16 protein-coding genes, 1 pseudogene and 1 CRISPR repeat array are annotated in these 17,265 nt (G+C 40.5%); of the genes and pseudogenes, 2 read left to right on the top strand and 15 right to left on the bottom strand.

Annotated features, from left to right (window positions below):
- Window positions 1-19: 19 nt before the first annotated feature.
- From MHI33_RS04870 to fabL, 5 genes and pseudogenes are all read right to left on the bottom strand, one after another.
- Window positions 20-1,762: an ABC transporter ATP-binding protein gene (locus MHI33_RS04870; RefSeq protein ID WP_326287162.1), complete on the bottom strand. Its 1,743-nt coding sequence runs from the start codon at window positions 1,760-1,762 to the stop codon at window positions 20-22.
- 104 nt (window positions 1,763-1,866) lie between these two features.
- Window positions 1,867-2,397: a nucleoside tri-diphosphate phosphatase gene (ntdP, locus tag MHI33_RS04865; protein ID WP_003217818.1), complete on the bottom strand. Its 531-nt coding sequence runs from the start codon at window positions 2,395-2,397 to the stop codon at window positions 1,867-1,869.
- A gap of 147 nt (window positions 2,398-2,544) precedes the next feature.
- Window positions 2,545-2,805: a YgaB family protein gene (locus MHI33_RS04860; protein WP_003217867.1), complete on the bottom strand. Its 261-nt coding sequence runs from the start codon at window positions 2,803-2,805 to the stop codon at window positions 2,545-2,547.
- Window positions 2,806-3,187: 382 nt separating this feature from the next.
- Window positions 3,188-3,334, bottom strand: a pseudogene (locus tag MHI33_RS04855) (gamma-type small acid-soluble spore protein); the annotation flags it as partial.
- 74 nt (window positions 3,335-3,408) lie between these two features.
- On the bottom strand, window positions 3,409-4,161 hold the full coding sequence (gene fabL / locus MHI33_RS04850) for an enoyl-[acyl-carrier-protein] reductase FabL (RefSeq protein WP_024425211.1): 753 nt from the start codon (window positions 4,159-4,161) through the stop codon (window positions 3,409-3,411).
- Window positions 4,162-4,242: 81 nt separating this feature from the next.
- Here fabL and MHI33_RS04845 point away from each other — a divergent pair, with 81 nt between their 5' ends.
- Complete coding sequence (locus MHI33_RS04845) at window positions 4,243-4,467, top strand: hypothetical protein (protein WP_003217808.1); 225 nt, start codon at window positions 4,243-4,245, stop codon at window positions 4,465-4,467.
- Here the strand turns inward: MHI33_RS04845 and mutY are convergent.
- A complete protein-coding gene (gene mutY, locus MHI33_RS04840) occupies window positions 4,454-5,554 on the bottom strand; it encodes an A/G-specific adenine glycosylase (RefSeq protein WP_340909570.1) in 1,101 nt (366 codons plus the stop codon). The two genes, MHI33_RS04845 and mutY, sit on opposite strands and share 14 nt — an antisense overlap.
- A 191-nt stretch (window positions 5,555-5,745) precedes the next feature.
- Between mutY and MHI33_RS04835 the strand changes: the two genes are divergently transcribed.
- Window positions 5,746-6,726, top strand: coding sequence for a metal-dependent hydrolase (locus MHI33_RS04835; RefSeq protein ID WP_044139674.1), 981 nt, complete (start codon window positions 5,746-5,748; stop codon window positions 6,724-6,726).
- Window positions 6,727-6,906: 180 nt separating this feature from the next.
- A CRISPR array of direct repeats spans window positions 6,907-7,269; the repeat unit is 32 nt; unit sequence ATTTCAATCCACACACTCATGTAGAGTGCGAC.
- A 763-nt stretch (window positions 7,270-8,032) separates the two neighbouring features.
- On the opposite strand, the gene cmr6 is transcribed toward MHI33_RS04835, so the two are convergent.
- From cmr6 to MHI33_RS04790, 9 genes are all read right to left on the bottom strand, one after another.
- Window positions 8,033-8,812, bottom strand: coding sequence for a type III-B CRISPR module RAMP protein Cmr6 (gene cmr6 / locus MHI33_RS04830; protein ID WP_231129496.1), 780 nt, complete (start codon window positions 8,810-8,812; stop codon window positions 8,033-8,035).
- Window positions 8,809-9,177: a type III-B CRISPR module-associated protein Cmr5 gene (gene cmr5, locus MHI33_RS04825; protein WP_041106375.1), complete on the bottom strand. Its 369-nt coding sequence runs from the start codon at window positions 9,175-9,177 to the stop codon at window positions 8,809-8,811. The genes cmr6 and cmr5 overlap by 4 nt, the downstream gene beginning before the upstream one ends.
- The gene (gene cmr4, locus MHI33_RS04820; RefSeq protein WP_340909566.1) at window positions 9,174-10,043 is read right to left on the bottom strand and encodes a type III-B CRISPR module RAMP protein Cmr4; all 870 of its coding nucleotides are present in this window, start codon (window positions 10,041-10,043) and stop codon (window positions 9,174-9,176) included. Before cmr4 ends, cmr5 begins: the two co-directional genes overlap by 4 nt.
- A 13-nt stretch (window positions 10,044-10,056) precedes the next feature.
- Window positions 10,057-11,289: a type III-B CRISPR module-associated protein Cmr3 gene (gene cmr3, locus MHI33_RS04815; protein ID WP_340909563.1), complete on the bottom strand. Its 1,233-nt coding sequence runs from the start codon at window positions 11,287-11,289 to the stop codon at window positions 10,057-10,059.
- Window positions 11,282-13,108, bottom strand: coding sequence for a type III-B CRISPR-associated protein Cas10/Cmr2 (cas10, locus tag MHI33_RS04810; RefSeq protein WP_340909559.1), 1,827 nt, complete (start codon window positions 13,106-13,108; stop codon window positions 11,282-11,284). Before cas10 ends, cmr3 begins: the two co-directional genes overlap by 8 nt.
- On the bottom strand, window positions 13,078-14,385 hold the full coding sequence (gene cmr1 / locus MHI33_RS04805; protein ID WP_340909555.1) for a type III-B CRISPR module RAMP protein Cmr1: 1,308 nt from the start codon (window positions 14,383-14,385) through the stop codon (window positions 13,078-13,080). Before cmr1 ends, cas10 begins: the two co-directional genes overlap by 31 nt.
- A 15-nt stretch (window positions 14,386-14,400) precedes the next feature.
- A complete protein-coding gene (locus MHI33_RS04800; RefSeq protein ID WP_340909553.1) occupies window positions 14,401-15,243 on the bottom strand; it encodes a DUF6602 domain-containing protein in 843 nt (280 codons plus the stop codon).
- 1,189 nt (window positions 15,244-16,432) lie between these two features.
- Window positions 16,433-16,654, bottom strand: a complete 222-nt coding sequence (rsoA, locus tag MHI33_RS04795) for a sigma-O factor regulator RsoA (protein ID WP_340909550.1) — start codon at window positions 16,652-16,654, stop codon at window positions 16,433-16,435.
- Window positions 16,602-17,204 (bottom strand): sigma-70 family RNA polymerase sigma factor, encoded by a 603-nt coding sequence (locus MHI33_RS04790; protein ID WP_340909547.1) that lies wholly within the window; start codon window positions 17,202-17,204, stop codon window positions 16,602-16,604. The genes rsoA and MHI33_RS04790 overlap by 53 nt, the downstream gene beginning before the upstream one ends.
- Window positions 17,205-17,265 lie beyond the last annotated feature (61 nt).

The raw sequence follows: 17,265 nt of genomic DNA, 5'->3' as shown, positions 1-17,265 counted from the left end.
AGAATCGGATAGGCTTCTACTAATTTAATGTTTGAATGGTAAATAGATGGCGATAGTGGCTGTCTCGGTTCATTAATTCTTCGTGTGTTCCTTTTTCCACAATCTCGCCTTGTTCCATGACGACAATGAGGTCAGCATGTGTAATTGTTGATAAGCGGTGCGCGACAATAAAGGTTGTGCGGTCCTTTGCTAGCTTTTGCATCGCTTCTTGAATGTAATGTTCACTTTCTAAATCTAGTGCAGACGTTGCTTCATCTAAAATCAACAGCGGTGGATTTTTAAGAAAGACCCTTGCAATGGAAATCCGCTGTTTTTGACCGCCTGACAGCTTCACGCCCCGTTCTCCTACCTTCGTGTCATATCCTTCAGGAAGAGACATAATAAAATCATGGGCATTTGCCGCTTTTGCAGCCGAAACGATTTTTTCAAAAGAGGCTTCTGGATCTCCAACCGCAATATTTTCTTTAATCGTGTCACTGAATAAGAATGTATCCTGCAGCACCATTCCGACTTGATTTCGAAGGCTTCTTGCTCTGTACTCTTTTATATCGATGCCGTCAATTTCAAGTGATCCGTTTGTCACATCATAAAACCTTGGAATTAAGCTGACGAGAGTTGACTTCCCTCCACCGCTCATTCCTACAAGCGCAACCGTTTGTCCTTTTTCAACTTTCAAGGAGATATTGCGGAGAATCTCTTCCTGCGTGTGTTCATAACGAAATGACACATTTTTAAATTCGACCTCTCCTTTTAATTGATCGGCTTCTTTTGCATTCGGCCGATCTGTGACCTCATATGGCTCATCAATAAATTCAAAGATACGATCCATTGACGCTACCGACTGAGTTAAAGTCGTAGATGAGTTAATGAGGCGGCGAATCGGGTTGTACATCCGGTCAATATAACCAACAAAGGCGATCATGGTCCCGATCGAAAGTGATCCATTAATGACGGTGTAGCCAGCAAATGCAATGATCAATAGCGGTGCAATATCAGTGATGGTATTGACGACGGCAAATGTTTTAGCGTTCCAATTCGTATGGTTGATCGCTTTGTTTAAGAAATTTTTGTTTTCATCATGAAAATTTTCTTGTTCATATTCTTCAATGGCAAAGCTCCGAATGACTGGCATTCCTTGTACTCGCTCGTGTAGATGCCCTTGCACTTCAGCCAGCGCCTGTGACCGCTCTTTTGTCAGCTTGCGGAGCCTGCCGTAAAAATACTTCACTGCAAACGCATATAACGGAAAAATAATGACAGACACGATGGTGAGCTTGATGTCCAGTGTACACATAATGGCGATCACGATCAGCACGGTCATCAAATCTAGCCAAATGTTCATAAGACCTGTGATAACAAACTCTTTTGTCTGCTCCACATCATTGATGACTCTAGAAATGATTTCTCCTGTTCTCGTGTTGGCATAATAACGAAGGCTGAGCTTTTGAATATGCGAAAACAGCTTTTCTCGAATATCAAATAATACTTTACTGCCTGTCCACTGCGCATAGTATTGTCTATAGTATTCAACAGGCGGCCTCATCACTAAAAATAATGCGAGCATGATTCCCATAATGATCAGTAGAGATGATGTCTTTTCTTCAGCCGACCCCGTGCCTTGAATGACATCATCAATGACATACTTTAAAAGCAGAGGCAATGTTAAGGGAATCGAGAACTTGATCATCCCGATGACCATTGTCAATGCAATCTGTTTTTTATACGGTGTAACAAAAGCCATGTAGCGTTTAATGACCCCCATGTAAATCTCCTTCCCAATCTATCAGTGCCTCCAGTGCCTCTTATCCGTACGCAATCAAAAACCTGTTAGCCTAAAAAGCCAAACAGGTTTTTTGATGCTCTTGCTTATTTTGTATAATGTAAAAAACGTTCATACCACATATCCACAAATTCAGGAGCAAACGGACCTTTCCGCTGGTGAATCCAATGCAATAATGTATTCAGATGCTCTCTTAAGATACTATCAATTTCCTTTGGATAATTCATCTGCCTCTTATGATCTGCATATTCATCCTCATCCAAAATATTATACGTCATGTCTGGAAAGACTTTGACATCTAAGTCGTAATCAATATACTTAATTGCTTCTTCATCTGTTGCAAAAGGAGAGCTGATGTTGCAGTAATAATATACCCCATCATCTCTAAGCATCCCAATCACATTAAACCATTGTTTTGCATGGAAATAGCAAATAGCCGGTTCTCTCGTCATCCAAGTACGGCCGTCGGATTCAGTCACCATTGTCCGGTCGTTTGCACCAATGATACACAATTCCGTTGCTTTCAGAATGGTGGTTTCATTCCAAATCCTGTGGATCAAGCCATTGTGTTTATAGCTTTGAATTTGGATGCTTTCTCCTTCCTTGGGATAGCCCATATTTTCTCCCCTACTTTCTATAACAAACAAACATAACAGTCCAAAGACCTAATTTCCCAACTAAACATGTCTCTATCATATTATACCGTTACATCATTAAAAAATGAAATGAAAAAGCCATTCAACCCAATTGAACGGCACACTGTTTTACATCACGGTTGAACTCTTTTCCATCTGCTTATATGAATTGATGACCTCTTCTGTCTGTTTTGTAAACAAGGTTTGGATTTTTTGCAGTTCCTTACGTTTTTGTTTGATTTGATCATGAATCCTGGTCCACTCTTCTTTTTTTTCATCTTGCAGCAATTGTTTTTCTGTTTCTAAGCATAGATCGAGTTCTCCCTGTACATTGAGTAGTTGATCCATGAGCTGCATTTGTTCTTTTACAAGCTGATCGAAATCAGACATCTAACTCCTCCCTTTTATTCCCATCCACTTTTTGTCTGTATACCATTTCTTGAAAGATTGCTGAAATCCTTTGACTGTTTATGTAGAGGCTTTACAGGTTTTGTCGGATGGTGGGAGAGGCAAAAAGAAAAGCACTTCATTCGTAGATGAAGTGCTTCAGCGTGCAGACAAACCCTCGCATTCGGTGTCAGGTCTGCGCTTCGGTGCTCACGAATGTCAAATTCGCTCCGCTCCGGTGCTCGTCCTTCCTAGACTTCAAAGGTTTTCATGTCACGCTGAAAAGAAGACAAAGGACTAAAATAAAGATCATTTTAGCCCTTTGTCAACAATCTGAAAGAAAAGCACTCCATTCGTAGATGAAGTGCTTTCTCTGTTTCAGTGATTAGCTGTTTTGTTGTTTGTTTTGCTCAGCTTTTTGGTTGTATTTTTTTACTTGCTGTGCGTCAGTCTCGCTAGCAAATTCAGTACCATATTGACCTTGAGCAGAAGCTTGGTTTTGTTTTTTCACTTGTTGTGCGTTTGTTTTGTTTTGTTGTTTATCCATCATTATCACCTCCACGCACATTAATTTGTGCAGAAGGTGTACTTCCTATTCATGATTTTTTAAACAAGCAAAGAACGTCCGCCATCCACAATAATCGTCTGTCCTCTAATCATGTCTGCCTTGCCTGATACAAGGAATTCGACGCTGTCGACCATGTCTTTAATTTCCACCATTCGGCCAGCTGGTGTATTTTTCTTGGCGTCTTCTAAAAGCTCTTCTCGGTTCGGGAAGTGCTTAAGTGCATCTGTATCGATCGCGCCGCCAGATACGGCATTCACGACGATATTTTTTTGTGACAGCTCAACAGATAGATAACGCGTCAACGCTTCTAATGCTGCTTTTGATACGCCGACTACTGTGTAATTTTCAAGGTAGCGGATGGAGCCTAGTGAGCTAATGCTGACGATATGTCCGCCGCCGTTTTTCTCCATTAATTTCGCCGCTTCTTGTCCGCAGAATAACAAAGCTTTCGCATTGATATTCATCGTCCAGTCCCAATGATTTTCTTCAAGGTCCATGATTGGACGCTGAACACCAGATGCCGCATTATTCACAAATACATCTAAACGGCCAAAGGTTTCGTCGATTTGCTGAAACATATCTTTGATTTTCTCTGGCTGACCTACGTTGGCTTTGACAACCAATGTTTTCACACCCATCGCTTCAATTTCTTCCGCTGTTTCAAGTGCGGCTTTTTTGCTTCTCGCATAGTTAATGACAATGTCATATCCTTTTTCAGCTAGACGAAGGGCTACTTCTTTCCCTACACCTCTACTGCTGCCTGTAATTAATGCACATTTACGTTGACTCATTATGGTTCATCTCCTGATTTGAATAGTTTTCGTCCATTCGCTTCACACTAATAGGAAAGTTCCTATTAGGAGGTTACATTCATGTATGTCGGACGCGATTTAAGCCAGCTTGGCATGATGTCCAAGGATCAATGGAAAGATACTGAGCTTGCTTACTTTCATCATGCTTTCCAACAAATTTTACCTTATTTGAATGAAGAAGGGCAATCTAAGTATCGAGAAATCATTTCAGAAATCGAAGACCGCGGGGGTCTGCACCGAAATGAAGCTGATTATACCCACGGTACAACGGTTAAATACGACTAGGCTCTTCAAGTGCCATCTTCCAAATTTTTTGGTGTGAGACTGGCAAAGCATATGCCTCAAATTCTTCTGTTGTCACTTTTTTCAGCATCGTGTCATCAGATACAGATGTCACACGTCCAAAGAAAACAGAAATATTCCAGATGAGGTGGGTAAATACATGCTGAATGGTGCCTTCTAAGTCACCAAGCTCTGCTTGTACACCTGCCTCCTCATTTAAGAAATCCATTAGCTGCTCTTTTTCCGTTTTTCTTCCCTTTATGGTTTCCAAGTTAGGGAATTCCCATAAATTCGCAAGAAGGCCTGTACTTGGCCGCTTATGAATATAAAGGTTGCCTGCATCATCAAATAACACCACTGCTGCCATTGATTTTGCAGTCGGTTTTTTCTTTTTGCTTTTCACTGGGAGCTCATGCTGAACGCCTTCCTCGAGTGCCGAGCAATGCATGTTCACAGGGCAAATAAGGCAGGCAGGAGATGTTGGGGTACAAATGAGCGCACCAAGCTCCATCAGCCCTTGATTAAATTCTGATGGCTTTTCCCGGGAAATGAGCTGATCGACCGCAAACTCGAAAATATTTCTCGTTTTTGGTTTTGCAATATCATCCCATATGGACAAAATACGGGAAATGACCCTCATAACGTTGCCGTCTACCGCAGGGTACGGCTTGTTATAAGCGATACTCAGTACTGCGCCGCTCGTATACGGGCCTACACCTTTGAGCTTTGAAAATTGCTCTTTCGTATCAGGGACAACGCCCTCGTAGGATTCATAGACTTCTTTCACAGCTGCCTGTAAATTACGCACTCTTGAGTAGTAGCCAAGACCTTCCCATGCTTTCATGACTTTTTCTTCATCAGCTAAAGCAAGATCTTTCACTGTCGGGAATTGCTCCATAAACCGGTTGAAGTACGGAATGACCGTATCCACCCTCGTTTGCTGAAGCATCACTTCTGATACCCATACGCGGTATGGATCTTGATTTTCACGCCATGGCAATGTTCGTTGTTCTTTTTCATACCAATCAATTAAATCATGCTGAAAGCCCGCAATATCTTTGCGGTCCAGCTTTTCTTGAATGTCTTTCATATCTATACTCCTTCTAATTGGACCGAGGGCTAACGTTCTGAAAAGAACCTTATTTGTTGTATACTGTTTGTAGATACGTTAACATGTTACATTAAATCAAGACAAAGCAAAAGTGCTTTTGCACATAGTCTTGAAAGAAGGCGTATACTTTGTATGATTGTTCCTAAGCATGACAACTAGGAGGTAATCAATTGGACACTGGTACTCATGTAGTAATGGGCATTTCTCTTGGGGGACTTGCACTTTTAGATCCAGCCGTCAGCGCAGATCCACACATGGCACACGCCGTGATGATCGCGACCATCGCCGGCTCCCAAGCACCAGACATTGATACTGTGCTAAAACTAAAAAATAATGCGGTTTATATAAGAAATCACCGGGGATTTACACATTCCATTCCGGCTGTACTGTTTTGGTCATTGCTAATTCCGGCTGTGATTTTCCCATTTGTGCCGGGGGCGAATTTACTTCATCTTTGGTTATGGACACTATTAGCTGTTGTGCTTCATGTGTTTGTCGATATTTTCAATGCATACGGTACGCAGGCCATTCGTCCATTTTCAAAGAAGTGGGTAGCGCTTGGGATTATTAACACGTTTGATCCGTTTATCTTTTTTACCCATCTTGTCGCCATTGTCGTTTGGGCGATTGGCGGGCATCCCGGTTATACGTTCATTACGCTGTATGCTGTGATTTTCTGTTATTATATCGTCAGGGTGATCATGCAGCTTCAGATTAAACATCAGCTGCGTGCACAATTCGATGAAATTGAAGACATTATTATTTCGCCTACAATGAAGTTCAGACAATGGCGCATTGCCGTGAAATGTAAATCCTCTTTCCATGTTGGGCGCAGTATGAATGGAGAGGTTGTCATTTTAGACACCTTTAACCGGGTGCCGGTCCCTGATACTGAAATTATGAAGATTGCCAAACAAGATGAAAACATTTCAGCCTTTCTCTCCTTCTCTCCTGTCTATCGGTGGGAAGTGGATAAATACAAGGATCATTACGAGGTGCGGTTCATTGATTTGCGCTACCGCAGCAAAGGTCATTATCCTTTTGTTGCGATCTGCCATATCGACATGGACCACCAAATCAAAAACTCCTATACCGGCTGGATTTTCAGTGAAGAAAAACTGCAAAAAAAATTAAGACTCGGCTCTGTGTGAGCGAGTCTTTTTTTGTTGTGTAGGGCTTGGATTTAGGGGGAAGTACATTATTTTGATTTTTCATTTGTGTAGATTTTGAACTGGATAGATATTTGAATTTATGTAATTCGCAGAAACAGTGATCTATGCACTTATGTTGAGTGCGACACCAGGCTTTCCTGTCTTTTCCCACCATTCACCATTTCAATCCACGCACTCACGTAGAGTGCGACCACTAAAATCACTCATTACTGAGTTTTCGGATGGATTTCAATCCACGCACCCATGTAGAGTGCGACTTGTACACTTCGATAGTTTGCTGAACTACGTATTATTTCAATCCACGCACTCATGTAGAGTGCGACCGCGATGAACGAAAAAAAGAGCATAACTGATATGATTTCAATCCACACACTCATGTAGAGTGCGACGTAGCACAATCAGGAAAACAAGGCTTATCAAGCGTATTTCAATCCACACACTCATGTAGAGTGCGACGGAGCTATGTATGACGGCCTGTCGCATCATGGAGATTTCAATCCACACACTCATGTAGAGTGCGACTGTGATTTCCGCCCTAATTATAACATTTTTTAGGGAATCATAGTCAAAACCTTCAAGTTTCTATATAGAATTTTGTTTTCACCCTTAAAAAATATACATTTTTTCTTATTTTTGTCGAATGAATAGGTGCGAATGTTCCAGGGATTTTATGTTCACCTCACATTCGCACCGACTTTTTCTTAGTATGAAATCTATTGAAAGTTGTTAATCATACTTATTTATATTTCAGCAACAATTGAATTCAATTAGATACTTGACTACTGAGTCAGGAGGCAGAGTTATGTTTTCTCAATTATTAACCCACCCATTCATGAAGAGTGCGACGAAATTGGTGGAGCTAGAAAATTATGCTGAAGAATTTCAATCTACGCATTCATATAGAATGCGACAAAAAGGTTGGTCAAGGTGTCGCGAAACCTGTTATTTCAATCCACGTACTCATATAGAGTGCGACGAGAATGGATGATATGAAAAGTCATCCGAATTATAATTTCAATCCACGCACTCATATAGAGTGCAACGACATCCAGGGTAACGGTGTGCGAGTAGAGGAAGGATTTCAATCCACGCACTCATGTAGAGTGCGACTGCGATTTCCGCCCTAATTATAACATTTTTTAGGGAATGATCGTCAAAACCCTTAAGTTTCTATATAGAATTTTGTTTTAACCCTTAAAAAATATACATTTTTTCTCATTTTCGTCGAATAAAACGGTGCGAATGTTCCAGGGATTTTATGTTCACCTCACATTCGCACTTAGTCTTACGAAATGACGTGGTCCATTTTAAGCCTTCCATAACCCGCATTTGTTTTAGCGCCGATTCCTTCGTGTTCTAAAGCGCCTAGTAAGATGGTTTTGGCGAGTTCGAGCCATTCTGCTTCTTCTGGTAGATTCTTTTTTGTTTTCAATAGAAGTTGAAAGCGGCCGTTGACCACCGTTAAGAAATGAATCGGTGTTGGTGAGTCATCGTCTCGAGGGGCTGGAACACTTCCCCCTTTGTTTATCTTATCTAGCTTGACGCTGTTATAGTCTGAATGATGTGGGGTCATGACATCTACTTTGAATGCTTCTCCTACCGTCTCAGGCATTATGAGCGCATCATGAAATTCGATCATGCCAGCACGTTCGTTTGTTCCAAACAATGTGTTGTAATCACTTCCACCTTGTTTTAGTTCTTGGAAGTTTCCACCTAATACAGAGTGGGCATAATGAGAGGCTACCCCTTTTAAAGCGGTTCCTGATAAATAAGGAACGCCGTATATCGGGTGTAATAACAATCCCGTTTCAAGTACACCCTCTCCTCCATGTCCAATGACTAACGGTGATATGGATTTGACTAGGCATGTGGGGTTCGTGTCAGTATAATATCGCTCCACAAATTTTTCATACAACAAGTGATTGTATTTTTCCCACTGTTCTTGATGTAAACTAATCACATTTTCATAAAATGACTGCTTCTTCGAACTGTCGTTTATGATGTTCGACAATGTAGAACCTTCAATCTCCCATTTGCTTTTGTTTAAGGTTAATGACAGATTCATTGGATGTCCTCCACATTCTCCGCCCCTTGTTCCACCTTTAAAATAGATTCCGCATATCTTTTTAACCAAACAGATGCACTTAAAGCTTGTCTTGATTTGATTAAGTAATTTCGATTAGAAGCTGACCAATCTCCTTGTATATCTAGTGTTTCTTTTATATCCTGAACGAATTGTTGATAAGCATTTCCTTTTTTTGATTTTGCTTCAAAAAATGTAATGGTGAGCCTTAATCCATTTGTTAAGATCATTGAGGCGAATCTGTGACAGAGTTGTCCATATTGATTTGAGAAATTCTCCTCATTCGTTTTGGCATTCATCACATGTTGATACGCTTTCTCAGCATAATGATGTTGAATGAGTTTCATGATCCCTCCCCTCCTGTCATACGCCAGGATACTCTTCCTTTACCTACGTTTGTGTTTCCGCCTAATTGAAGATGCATCTGTTTTTCTAGTTGATTTAAAAGTTGATGTCTAACAGATAAATCATTGCTTCCATCGACACGATCACACCACATGAGCCCATAAAATATGGCTTCTGCCGGTACATACTCTTCATACCAGAGAGCTCCTTTACTAACTGTTCGGGTTTCATGATCAATTCTAATACGAGGTGTCACTTCAGAATTCATGGTGACAATGTATTGAAAAACGTCATCACTTACAATCACAAATCGCTCTATCCAAAGAGTTTGTGATGGTTTATCGTCGAATAAAAGTTTGGCCATCTGTTCAGCAAAATCGGTTAGTTTTTGAGATTTTTTCGCAGCCCCTTGAAATTCACCTAGATATAATTCGTCATTCTCTACTAATTTAGAATTCATGGTGACTAGCGTGCTTGATTCTTCGATGAGATCAGGGATATCCAGCGATACGCCTAATGCTTTTGCATCGCGGGCTAATCTTTTCAATATGAGTGGACTTGCCACATATCCAAATGTACCGTATCTACTCGCCACCGGGAATGAAAATAACCGGCCATCTGTCATGACGACTGCTCCTGCGCTTCCATCTTGATCTCCTTGTGTACCAAATACTTTTTGTACGAATGTGTCTTGTCCTTTCGCGCGATAATGTTCACGCTGCACGCCTTTGATACTGCTTCCAGGTATAATCGGCCATTCTGTGACTTTTTCTCGTTGAATGGGCATATCAATCACGCCAACTCCTTCACCCGCTCCAATATGGAGGGGGGATAAACAATGTATCCAAAACCAACGGCTTGCTTCCATCATCTCACTCCTCTTATTCATTCGGCTTCCATGTTCCCCAAAGTGCTAACCCGCAGCCATCTTCACGATCAAACGCTTCTTTGCGCCGGTTACGATCAGATACTGATTGAAGCCACATTTTTTCGGCCAGTTCTGCTGGATCTCCTTCTTCTACTGTAAAGAAGTAAACACTACCTGCGGGGACTAAGCGGCGTATTGCTTTTTCACGCCCATTGCCTTTATTTGCTAAGCTCCATCCAGAGATAGGCTGCCAATGTGGAACAGATGCCCAAACCAATTTGAGTCGTACATTTGTATCAAATAGTGGTTTTGACATGAGCTGTTCATCCAGCCATCCGGGCTGCCATCCTTTACTGAAATAAGCAGGTGTCGCCAATATCATGCGAACATACGTCTTGTTCTTAAGCGATTCTTTAATCATATCTGGACATGTCCAATCTTGTTGGTATACATGTGGCCGGTCTTCTATATGAGCCAGCCTCCGTTCACCACCGATTGGGTGAATGCCTGAGAAAGGCTTTAATTCTTCTGACTCTTCAGTAGATAACTCTATTCCTGCCTCCAGTTTAAAGTCATCTGGGAATAAGAGCGATTCTGTTGAAAATAGATGCTGATCTTTTGTCTTTTTACTGCCAGTTTCCACCTGAATTTGTGTTCGTTCCTGACGCTGTAATGCTGGAATAAATGCCGGTGGTGTTTCCTTTTTGAAAGAATGATTTTCCTCCTGCATGTGTTGATATTCAGACAAGGCTTCCTTCACATGACTTTCATCCACTTCGTCTGTCAGCCAGTTCACCATCCATTTTAGTGATACAAAAGCTGGCGGCGATTTCATTTTTTTACGAGCCCCAGCTCCAATTGGCGGCCATAATGCATCACTAAAACGACCTGTTTTTCCTGTACCAAAAAAGCCCTGGCCTTCCGACATCATTGGCTTTGGTCTCACTTGATACATGCCATACTCATCATCAAATAACTCAAGGTCATGAGGCATTGGCACATATAAATAATCATGCCAACGATATAAAGGACCTCGCACAAGAGATTTTGCATAATAAGAAAGTGGCGTCGTGTGTTTTATTGATTGTCGTTTCTTCGCTAGAGCTGTTCGAAGTGTTCCTGCGACCACACTTGGTGGAACATCGTTTAGTGAACGCGCCCGTATACCTGGTACACTTTGAAATGGACGTGCATCACGAATAAGCAGCGGATCAAGCGGTTGAATGTGAAACCATCTTTCAGGCATGTCCACTTACCTCCTCTAGTTGAAGAGCAATGATCATACATTCAGCGATTGTATGTAATTCTTCTAATGTATTCTTCTTCGGTATATACTTCGCAATCAATTGATCGATCCACTCTTTCGTTTCTTGCTCTGTTTTTGCTTCCGTTTTCTTTTTGAATGCAAGACGTCTAATCTCTAGTGGGATGAGTTCATCTAAAATTCCTGGCTGTTTTTTAAATGGAGACTGTTCGTATGTTTGATACAACTCTCGTAAGCCATATGCAAAGCCAGATGTGAAATAAGACTGTTTTAACCACGTCGTCATCTCTTGGATAGAGGCGACTGGATCTATTTGAAATGAGACTGAGATATTCATTGTGTCTCCTCCGCCTCGCTTTTGGAAATGAATCGCTAATGAATTCCGCTCTTGTTTCGCATATTGTTCAGCCTGACGTGCCATGCTTCTTACTTCTTCAAGAGGCTCAAGCATATGAACGATGGCGATGCCAATTGAAATCGAAGGAGGTATTTCACTATGTTGATGAGCCTTCATCGTTGAAACAAATTCACTTTGCAATTTCCCAGCTGCTTCTAAGCATTTGTGAACCGGTACATAAGCCATGACATCATCTCCGCCGCCATAAATCAATGTACCTTCACATTCGGAAATAATCCCACTTGCCTTTGAAGCAAAAATTGAGAGCGTTTTAGAAAATGCACTATGGCTTTCTACATGCTGTATATTTCGCAGTTGGCTGCCCATCTTATCTCCATCCGCCATGAGAAAGGTATAGTAAGGTGAAGGTGCTGGTGGTTTGATCGGCTGGCCGTGATACTTGCTGTATTCACCTTTGAAATATTTTTCGAGCAGCTGTGTGATATCATTTTTCGCTTCTGTTCGTGTGGTCCCGACAAGTCCACGTTGTTCAAGATAATCTTCTATTCTTCTTTCATAAAAAAGCGATGCCTCACTCAAATCAATAGGGGCTACTGTTAGATTCATATTCTCAAGATATGTTTCTACATCTTTCACATATTGTATGGCTGCTTGCTTCATCTGTTCATTTTGTTCCAACATGTTTTGATAGGGAGCAAAAGCTTTATCGCAGACTGATGGAAATGTCATACTCGGATGTTTATGTAAGGACAATCGTTTGATCACTGAAATCGCATCTAATGATTCATGTTCACCAATTCCCCATTTCGCTAGTTGCGCCACTTGCTGTGGTGTTTTTTGCTTTTGAAAAACAGATTCCCGTCCACCGTCAAGTGATGATTTTGGTTCACCGAATAACGCCCCTGGCTCATTTTGTTTAAAATCTCTTAAAGTCTTCCTTGCCGCCATTAAACCTTCGACTTCTTGAAGAGCCATATGATATGGACTTGCGGACGCATTTGCCGCTTTGTCTTGATTTTGCACCTCAGCCCACACAGCATAAAATTCCAATAAATCATCAACTTGTCGATTCCATGTGCCTATTTGAATATAAGGATCCACAATCTCTCTTACAAAGTCTGCGTATTCCTTCCACTTGTTATATACTGCTTTTTTTACTTGTCTTGCAACGGATGAAGGCTGTTCGTTTGAGATTTCCCCCAATATTTTATTTGGTGCGTTGTTTGGTTCTGCGTCGTTTGGTTCTGCAGAGGATTCGTTGAACACAGGGAAAATAAGCGTTCCACCCAGTTCTTGAAATTTCTTCGCACCTGCTTTACTTAATTCAGATAGAAGAAAAGAGCCAAACCATAAATCACGCGTCCGCCGTGCTTGCGCAATAAATTCTTGAACGGGCCCTATAGAAAATAGCATCAATGTTTGTTTTTGTAATTCTTCTGACAAAATGTTTGCACCTCCTTGCTATGTAAAAAGGCTTGAATCGCCGATGAGTGCGTACGGCCACTCTCGTCTTGTAATGGGTTTTTTGAGTAGGTGGCTGTTGGGTAGATACTTTGTTCATCTGTCACATTGGGCAAAAGCTTTCTGTCCCCTAAAAGCGATAAAGCTTCGATCTTTGGTTGCTGCAACACCATCACCATGCCCACCGATTCCTTTTGATTAATAGCTAACGGTTTTAAGATGAGTGGTGAAGCCAAGCGATCCTTTCCTTTAGGTAGGAGCGTTACAGGATCTGGATCTTTCCCACTATCTTTAGGAGCAAATCGGAACTGAATAGGCAAACCAAATTGAGCTTTAGGAAATGCTTGATATTCAAATGGTTTATCTTTTGGATAAGGGATGTCATGACCTAATTTAGCCTTACCTGTAAAAAGACGAATAGTATCTGCTTCCGGCCAGCAACTTCTTCCCCTTTTTTTGTCCGGGTTAGATCTTCTTCGAAATGTTTCATATGTCTGAATGACAGACTGCCAGCTTGAGATCATAGATGATGGAAATGCCTGTACTTTGAATTCTCGACTAAGCGTCGGCCATTCTCGACTTGATGCTGGCAATTGAATGTCATATTCTAAAAGCTTTTGCTCAAACCATTTTCCCAATTGGGTTTTTGTCCTCTTGTTGTAAGGTGAAAATTGCTTGCAATATAAACTGCCACACCCACGTCTCGTTCTTGACCCAAGTCCACCGAAGTTGATCCAAGCCCATAATGCTGCTTCAACTTCTTTTTTGATTAACTCAAAATCGGTTGTTTTTTTAGATAACCGGATATTTAAAGAAAATTGCGCCTTCATGAGATATGGTGTTTCATCTTTCATATTTGAAAGAATATACCGTGGAAATGGATGATTTTTCTTTTTAAAAAATACTTTTGAATTTCTTTTCACTTCGTCTTTTTCATAATGCGTTACCACTTGAATCTGGCTCGCTTGTTCTGTATGACCAAATATCTCTGCTTCTTGTTTAGATAAATCATTTGCATTTTTGCAAACAGCTCCTCGAGTTGCACGCCACCAGAAACGAAGATGTCCACGAATGGCACTTTCTCGAATGGGTCTCTCTTGATCAATTGAGTTTGATTGGGGCCCTCCGCCAAACATTGGCGTAACCAAATGAATAGTAAGCGGCTCTTTAAAAAGTCTTTGGTCTTCATGGATTTTCGTGTCAATCGCATGTTTCACATCATGCCAATTGGTTTTGGGTTTACTAGATTCCCTTGTCATGTCGCTCTCCTTTCTTCACTTTGTTATCTGTTTCTGAAACAGCTTGGCATATGCATAGTGAGGGAAAAACATGGGATTGTTAATGAGCATCAGCAATTGATTTAATTGAAAATTTAGTGTCAACAGATCACATCCATCAATACGTAAATCGCTGAGTTTGTTTTCATCTAAAAATTTTTCTTCTTCCTTAGATCGTTTTTCTTGTTTGAAACAATTTAATTCGTTTGACCACCATCTTAGATGTTCATGTTCATTAGGTACTTTTAATTGAAATTCATTGCTTTTTTTCATGAGCATAAAATCAAAAGACGCCGCTAATTCAGCTGCTTTATTTGAAATTGTTTGGTCCTCTTCTCTTTTAAAGTTACTTGCTAAAATGAGTAAAGGACGCGTCCTCTTTTGTGTGTTACTTTCACTTGTAAAGTAACCTGTGGCCATTCTAGCAATTCCTGTTGTTTTTGGTGTTAGCTGTTTTATTTTTTTAGACCATTCTTCTAAACCTTTCTCTTTCAAATTAGAGCTTTTACATTCAATAGCAACCGCAACCGCCTCAATCGGTATAAACTTCAACGAATTGTGTTGGAACACATATGGCGTATACTGCTCATCAAATACGGCAATATCGACTTCGTTAGAATGATTTCCATCTGAGTCAATAATGATGACACCTTGTGCTAATGAATATTTTTTAGGAATGATTTTCCGAAAAAACTCCAGCCACATCACTTCTCTAGAATCTCCTGTCAGTCCGCCATGATTAGAAGCAAAATCCACTTCTTCTGATATCATGCTGTTTAATCTTTGATAATTCTCTAAGATCAGCTGCTCCACTTTACCGGTTCGCTCCGTTTCACCCAAACCATTTCCTCCTTCACCACTCATTACGAATGGATAATATTTGAATCTAAATAACTACTTTTCATTTCGACTTATTTTGAGATTTTTTAAGGTTTATTTAGGAAAAAGAAGAAGAAAAAAACATGACTGCAACGAGTCATGTTTTCACTATACAAATGAACAGTCTATTTTGATGGCTTTTGTATCTGAAAGAGGATGTTGTAAGAAGATGGTCTTTTAGGTGGCATACCCGTTTAAGACACAATCATTTAAAATCGCGCACTCAGGTAGAGTGCGACAGCGAGTACAATACATAAACTTATTTACAACGTGAATTTCAATCCACGCACTCATGTAGAGTGCGACCTGATTGGGTAGAGGGGAATATTCAGTTAAGTGGATTTCAATCCACGCACTCATGTAGAGTGCGACAACAATACAATTTTACAACGAATATTAATTTCAAATTTCAATCCACGCACTCATGTAGAGTGCGACTGCGATTTCCGCCCTAATTGTAACATTTTTTAGGGAATGATAGGCAAAATCCTCAAATTTCGATATAGAATTTTGATTTCCCCTTCATAAAATATACATTTTTTCTCATTTTTGTCGAATAAAAAGGTGCGAATGCCTCGGGGATTTTATGTTCACCTTACATTCGCACCAAATTTTTCTTAATCCTATTTAATTAATAACTATTGCTTAAAGGTAGTTATTTCGTTATTTCGTTATTTCATCAACAGCTTTGAATTCATTTAAAAACATGACTACTGTCAACATTTTTTTCAATCTACCTCAATCCATACACTCATGTAAAGTGCGACACATAGAAGCACCTGAGCATGGTCAAACAATCATTATTTAAATTCACGTACTCATTCATATAGAGTACGACGCTCAAGTGACGACTGAAGAGGAGTGAGCGAAGCATTTCAATTCACACACTCATGTAGAGTGCGACGACGTTTGGCCGCGAAGATCGCCGACCTTAAGCATTTCAATCCACGCACTCATGTAGAGTGCGACTTCGATTTCCGCCCTAATTGTAACATTTTTCAGGGAATGATTGTCAAAATCATTAGGATTCTAACTAGAATTTTGTTTTCCCCACTACAAAATATACATTTTCTCTCATTTTTGTCGAATAAAAAGGTGCGAATGTCCCGGGGATTTTATGTTCACCTGACATTCGCACCATCAGTTCCTCTTACAACTTCGTCATATATTCCACAATAAACTCCCAAAATCCAGGTCCTTCTTGGTAAATCAGCCGGTCTACTTTTTCAATGAGTTTGATATAGAGTTCTTGTTCGAGGTCTTCTCTTTCTTGATATGCCGTGTTTTGTAGTTTCTTTTTGATCATGGGTGTGAAGGTTTCAATGAGTTCTTCCATTTCTCCATTGGTGATTTTGTCTTCGTGCACGGACATCTCCCCCTGTTTCTTCTTTTAGTTTGTTGAGCGCTTTTTTGTGGATGTTTGAGATGTTTTGTCTCGTTTCGCCTAGCCGGTCGGCTATTTCTTTCATTGTTTGACCTTCAACATAAATATGGGTTAAGACCATTTTTTGTTTGTCTGTGAGCTGCTGGTAGGCCTTGTACAATGTTTGGTCTTGCAGGTGCTCCCCCAAGTCTTGCTGGTTGAAGAGGACGGCTTCATACGTATCTGTTTGAACAGGATCTTTCACTTCTTGCGTATCAGGATGGTCGAGTATGAGTGGAAAACGTTGCTGCTTTTTTTTGACTCGTTTATCAAAGTCGACTGAAAAGATGCGGATCATTGTGGAAATATACTTGATCATGCGGATTTTTTGATAAAACTGCTTGAACTCAGAATCTAGTTTTTTCGCATTTTCTTCGTTTGGCTCTTCCATGACTTGCCTGAGAAGCTGCTGGTTTTTAGGATTGCTTAAAAATTGCTGAATGAGCGGGTGATCAATGATTTCATTCCATTTTGCTTTCAATAACAGCCGATAATCCATGTGCATCCTCCCCTTTGTTCTCTCTACTTGCATTAAGTGGACAAAAGTTAAAAAAAGTAAA

It is taken from the genome of Bacillus sp. FSL K6-2971 (genome assembly GCF_038006405.1).
Taxonomy (GTDB): domain Bacteria; phylum Bacillota; class Bacilli; order Bacillales; family Bacillaceae; genus Bacillus; species Bacillus pumilus.
Note: the sequence above shows the minus strand (reverse complement) of the source record. Positions and strands in the feature narration are given on the sequence as shown.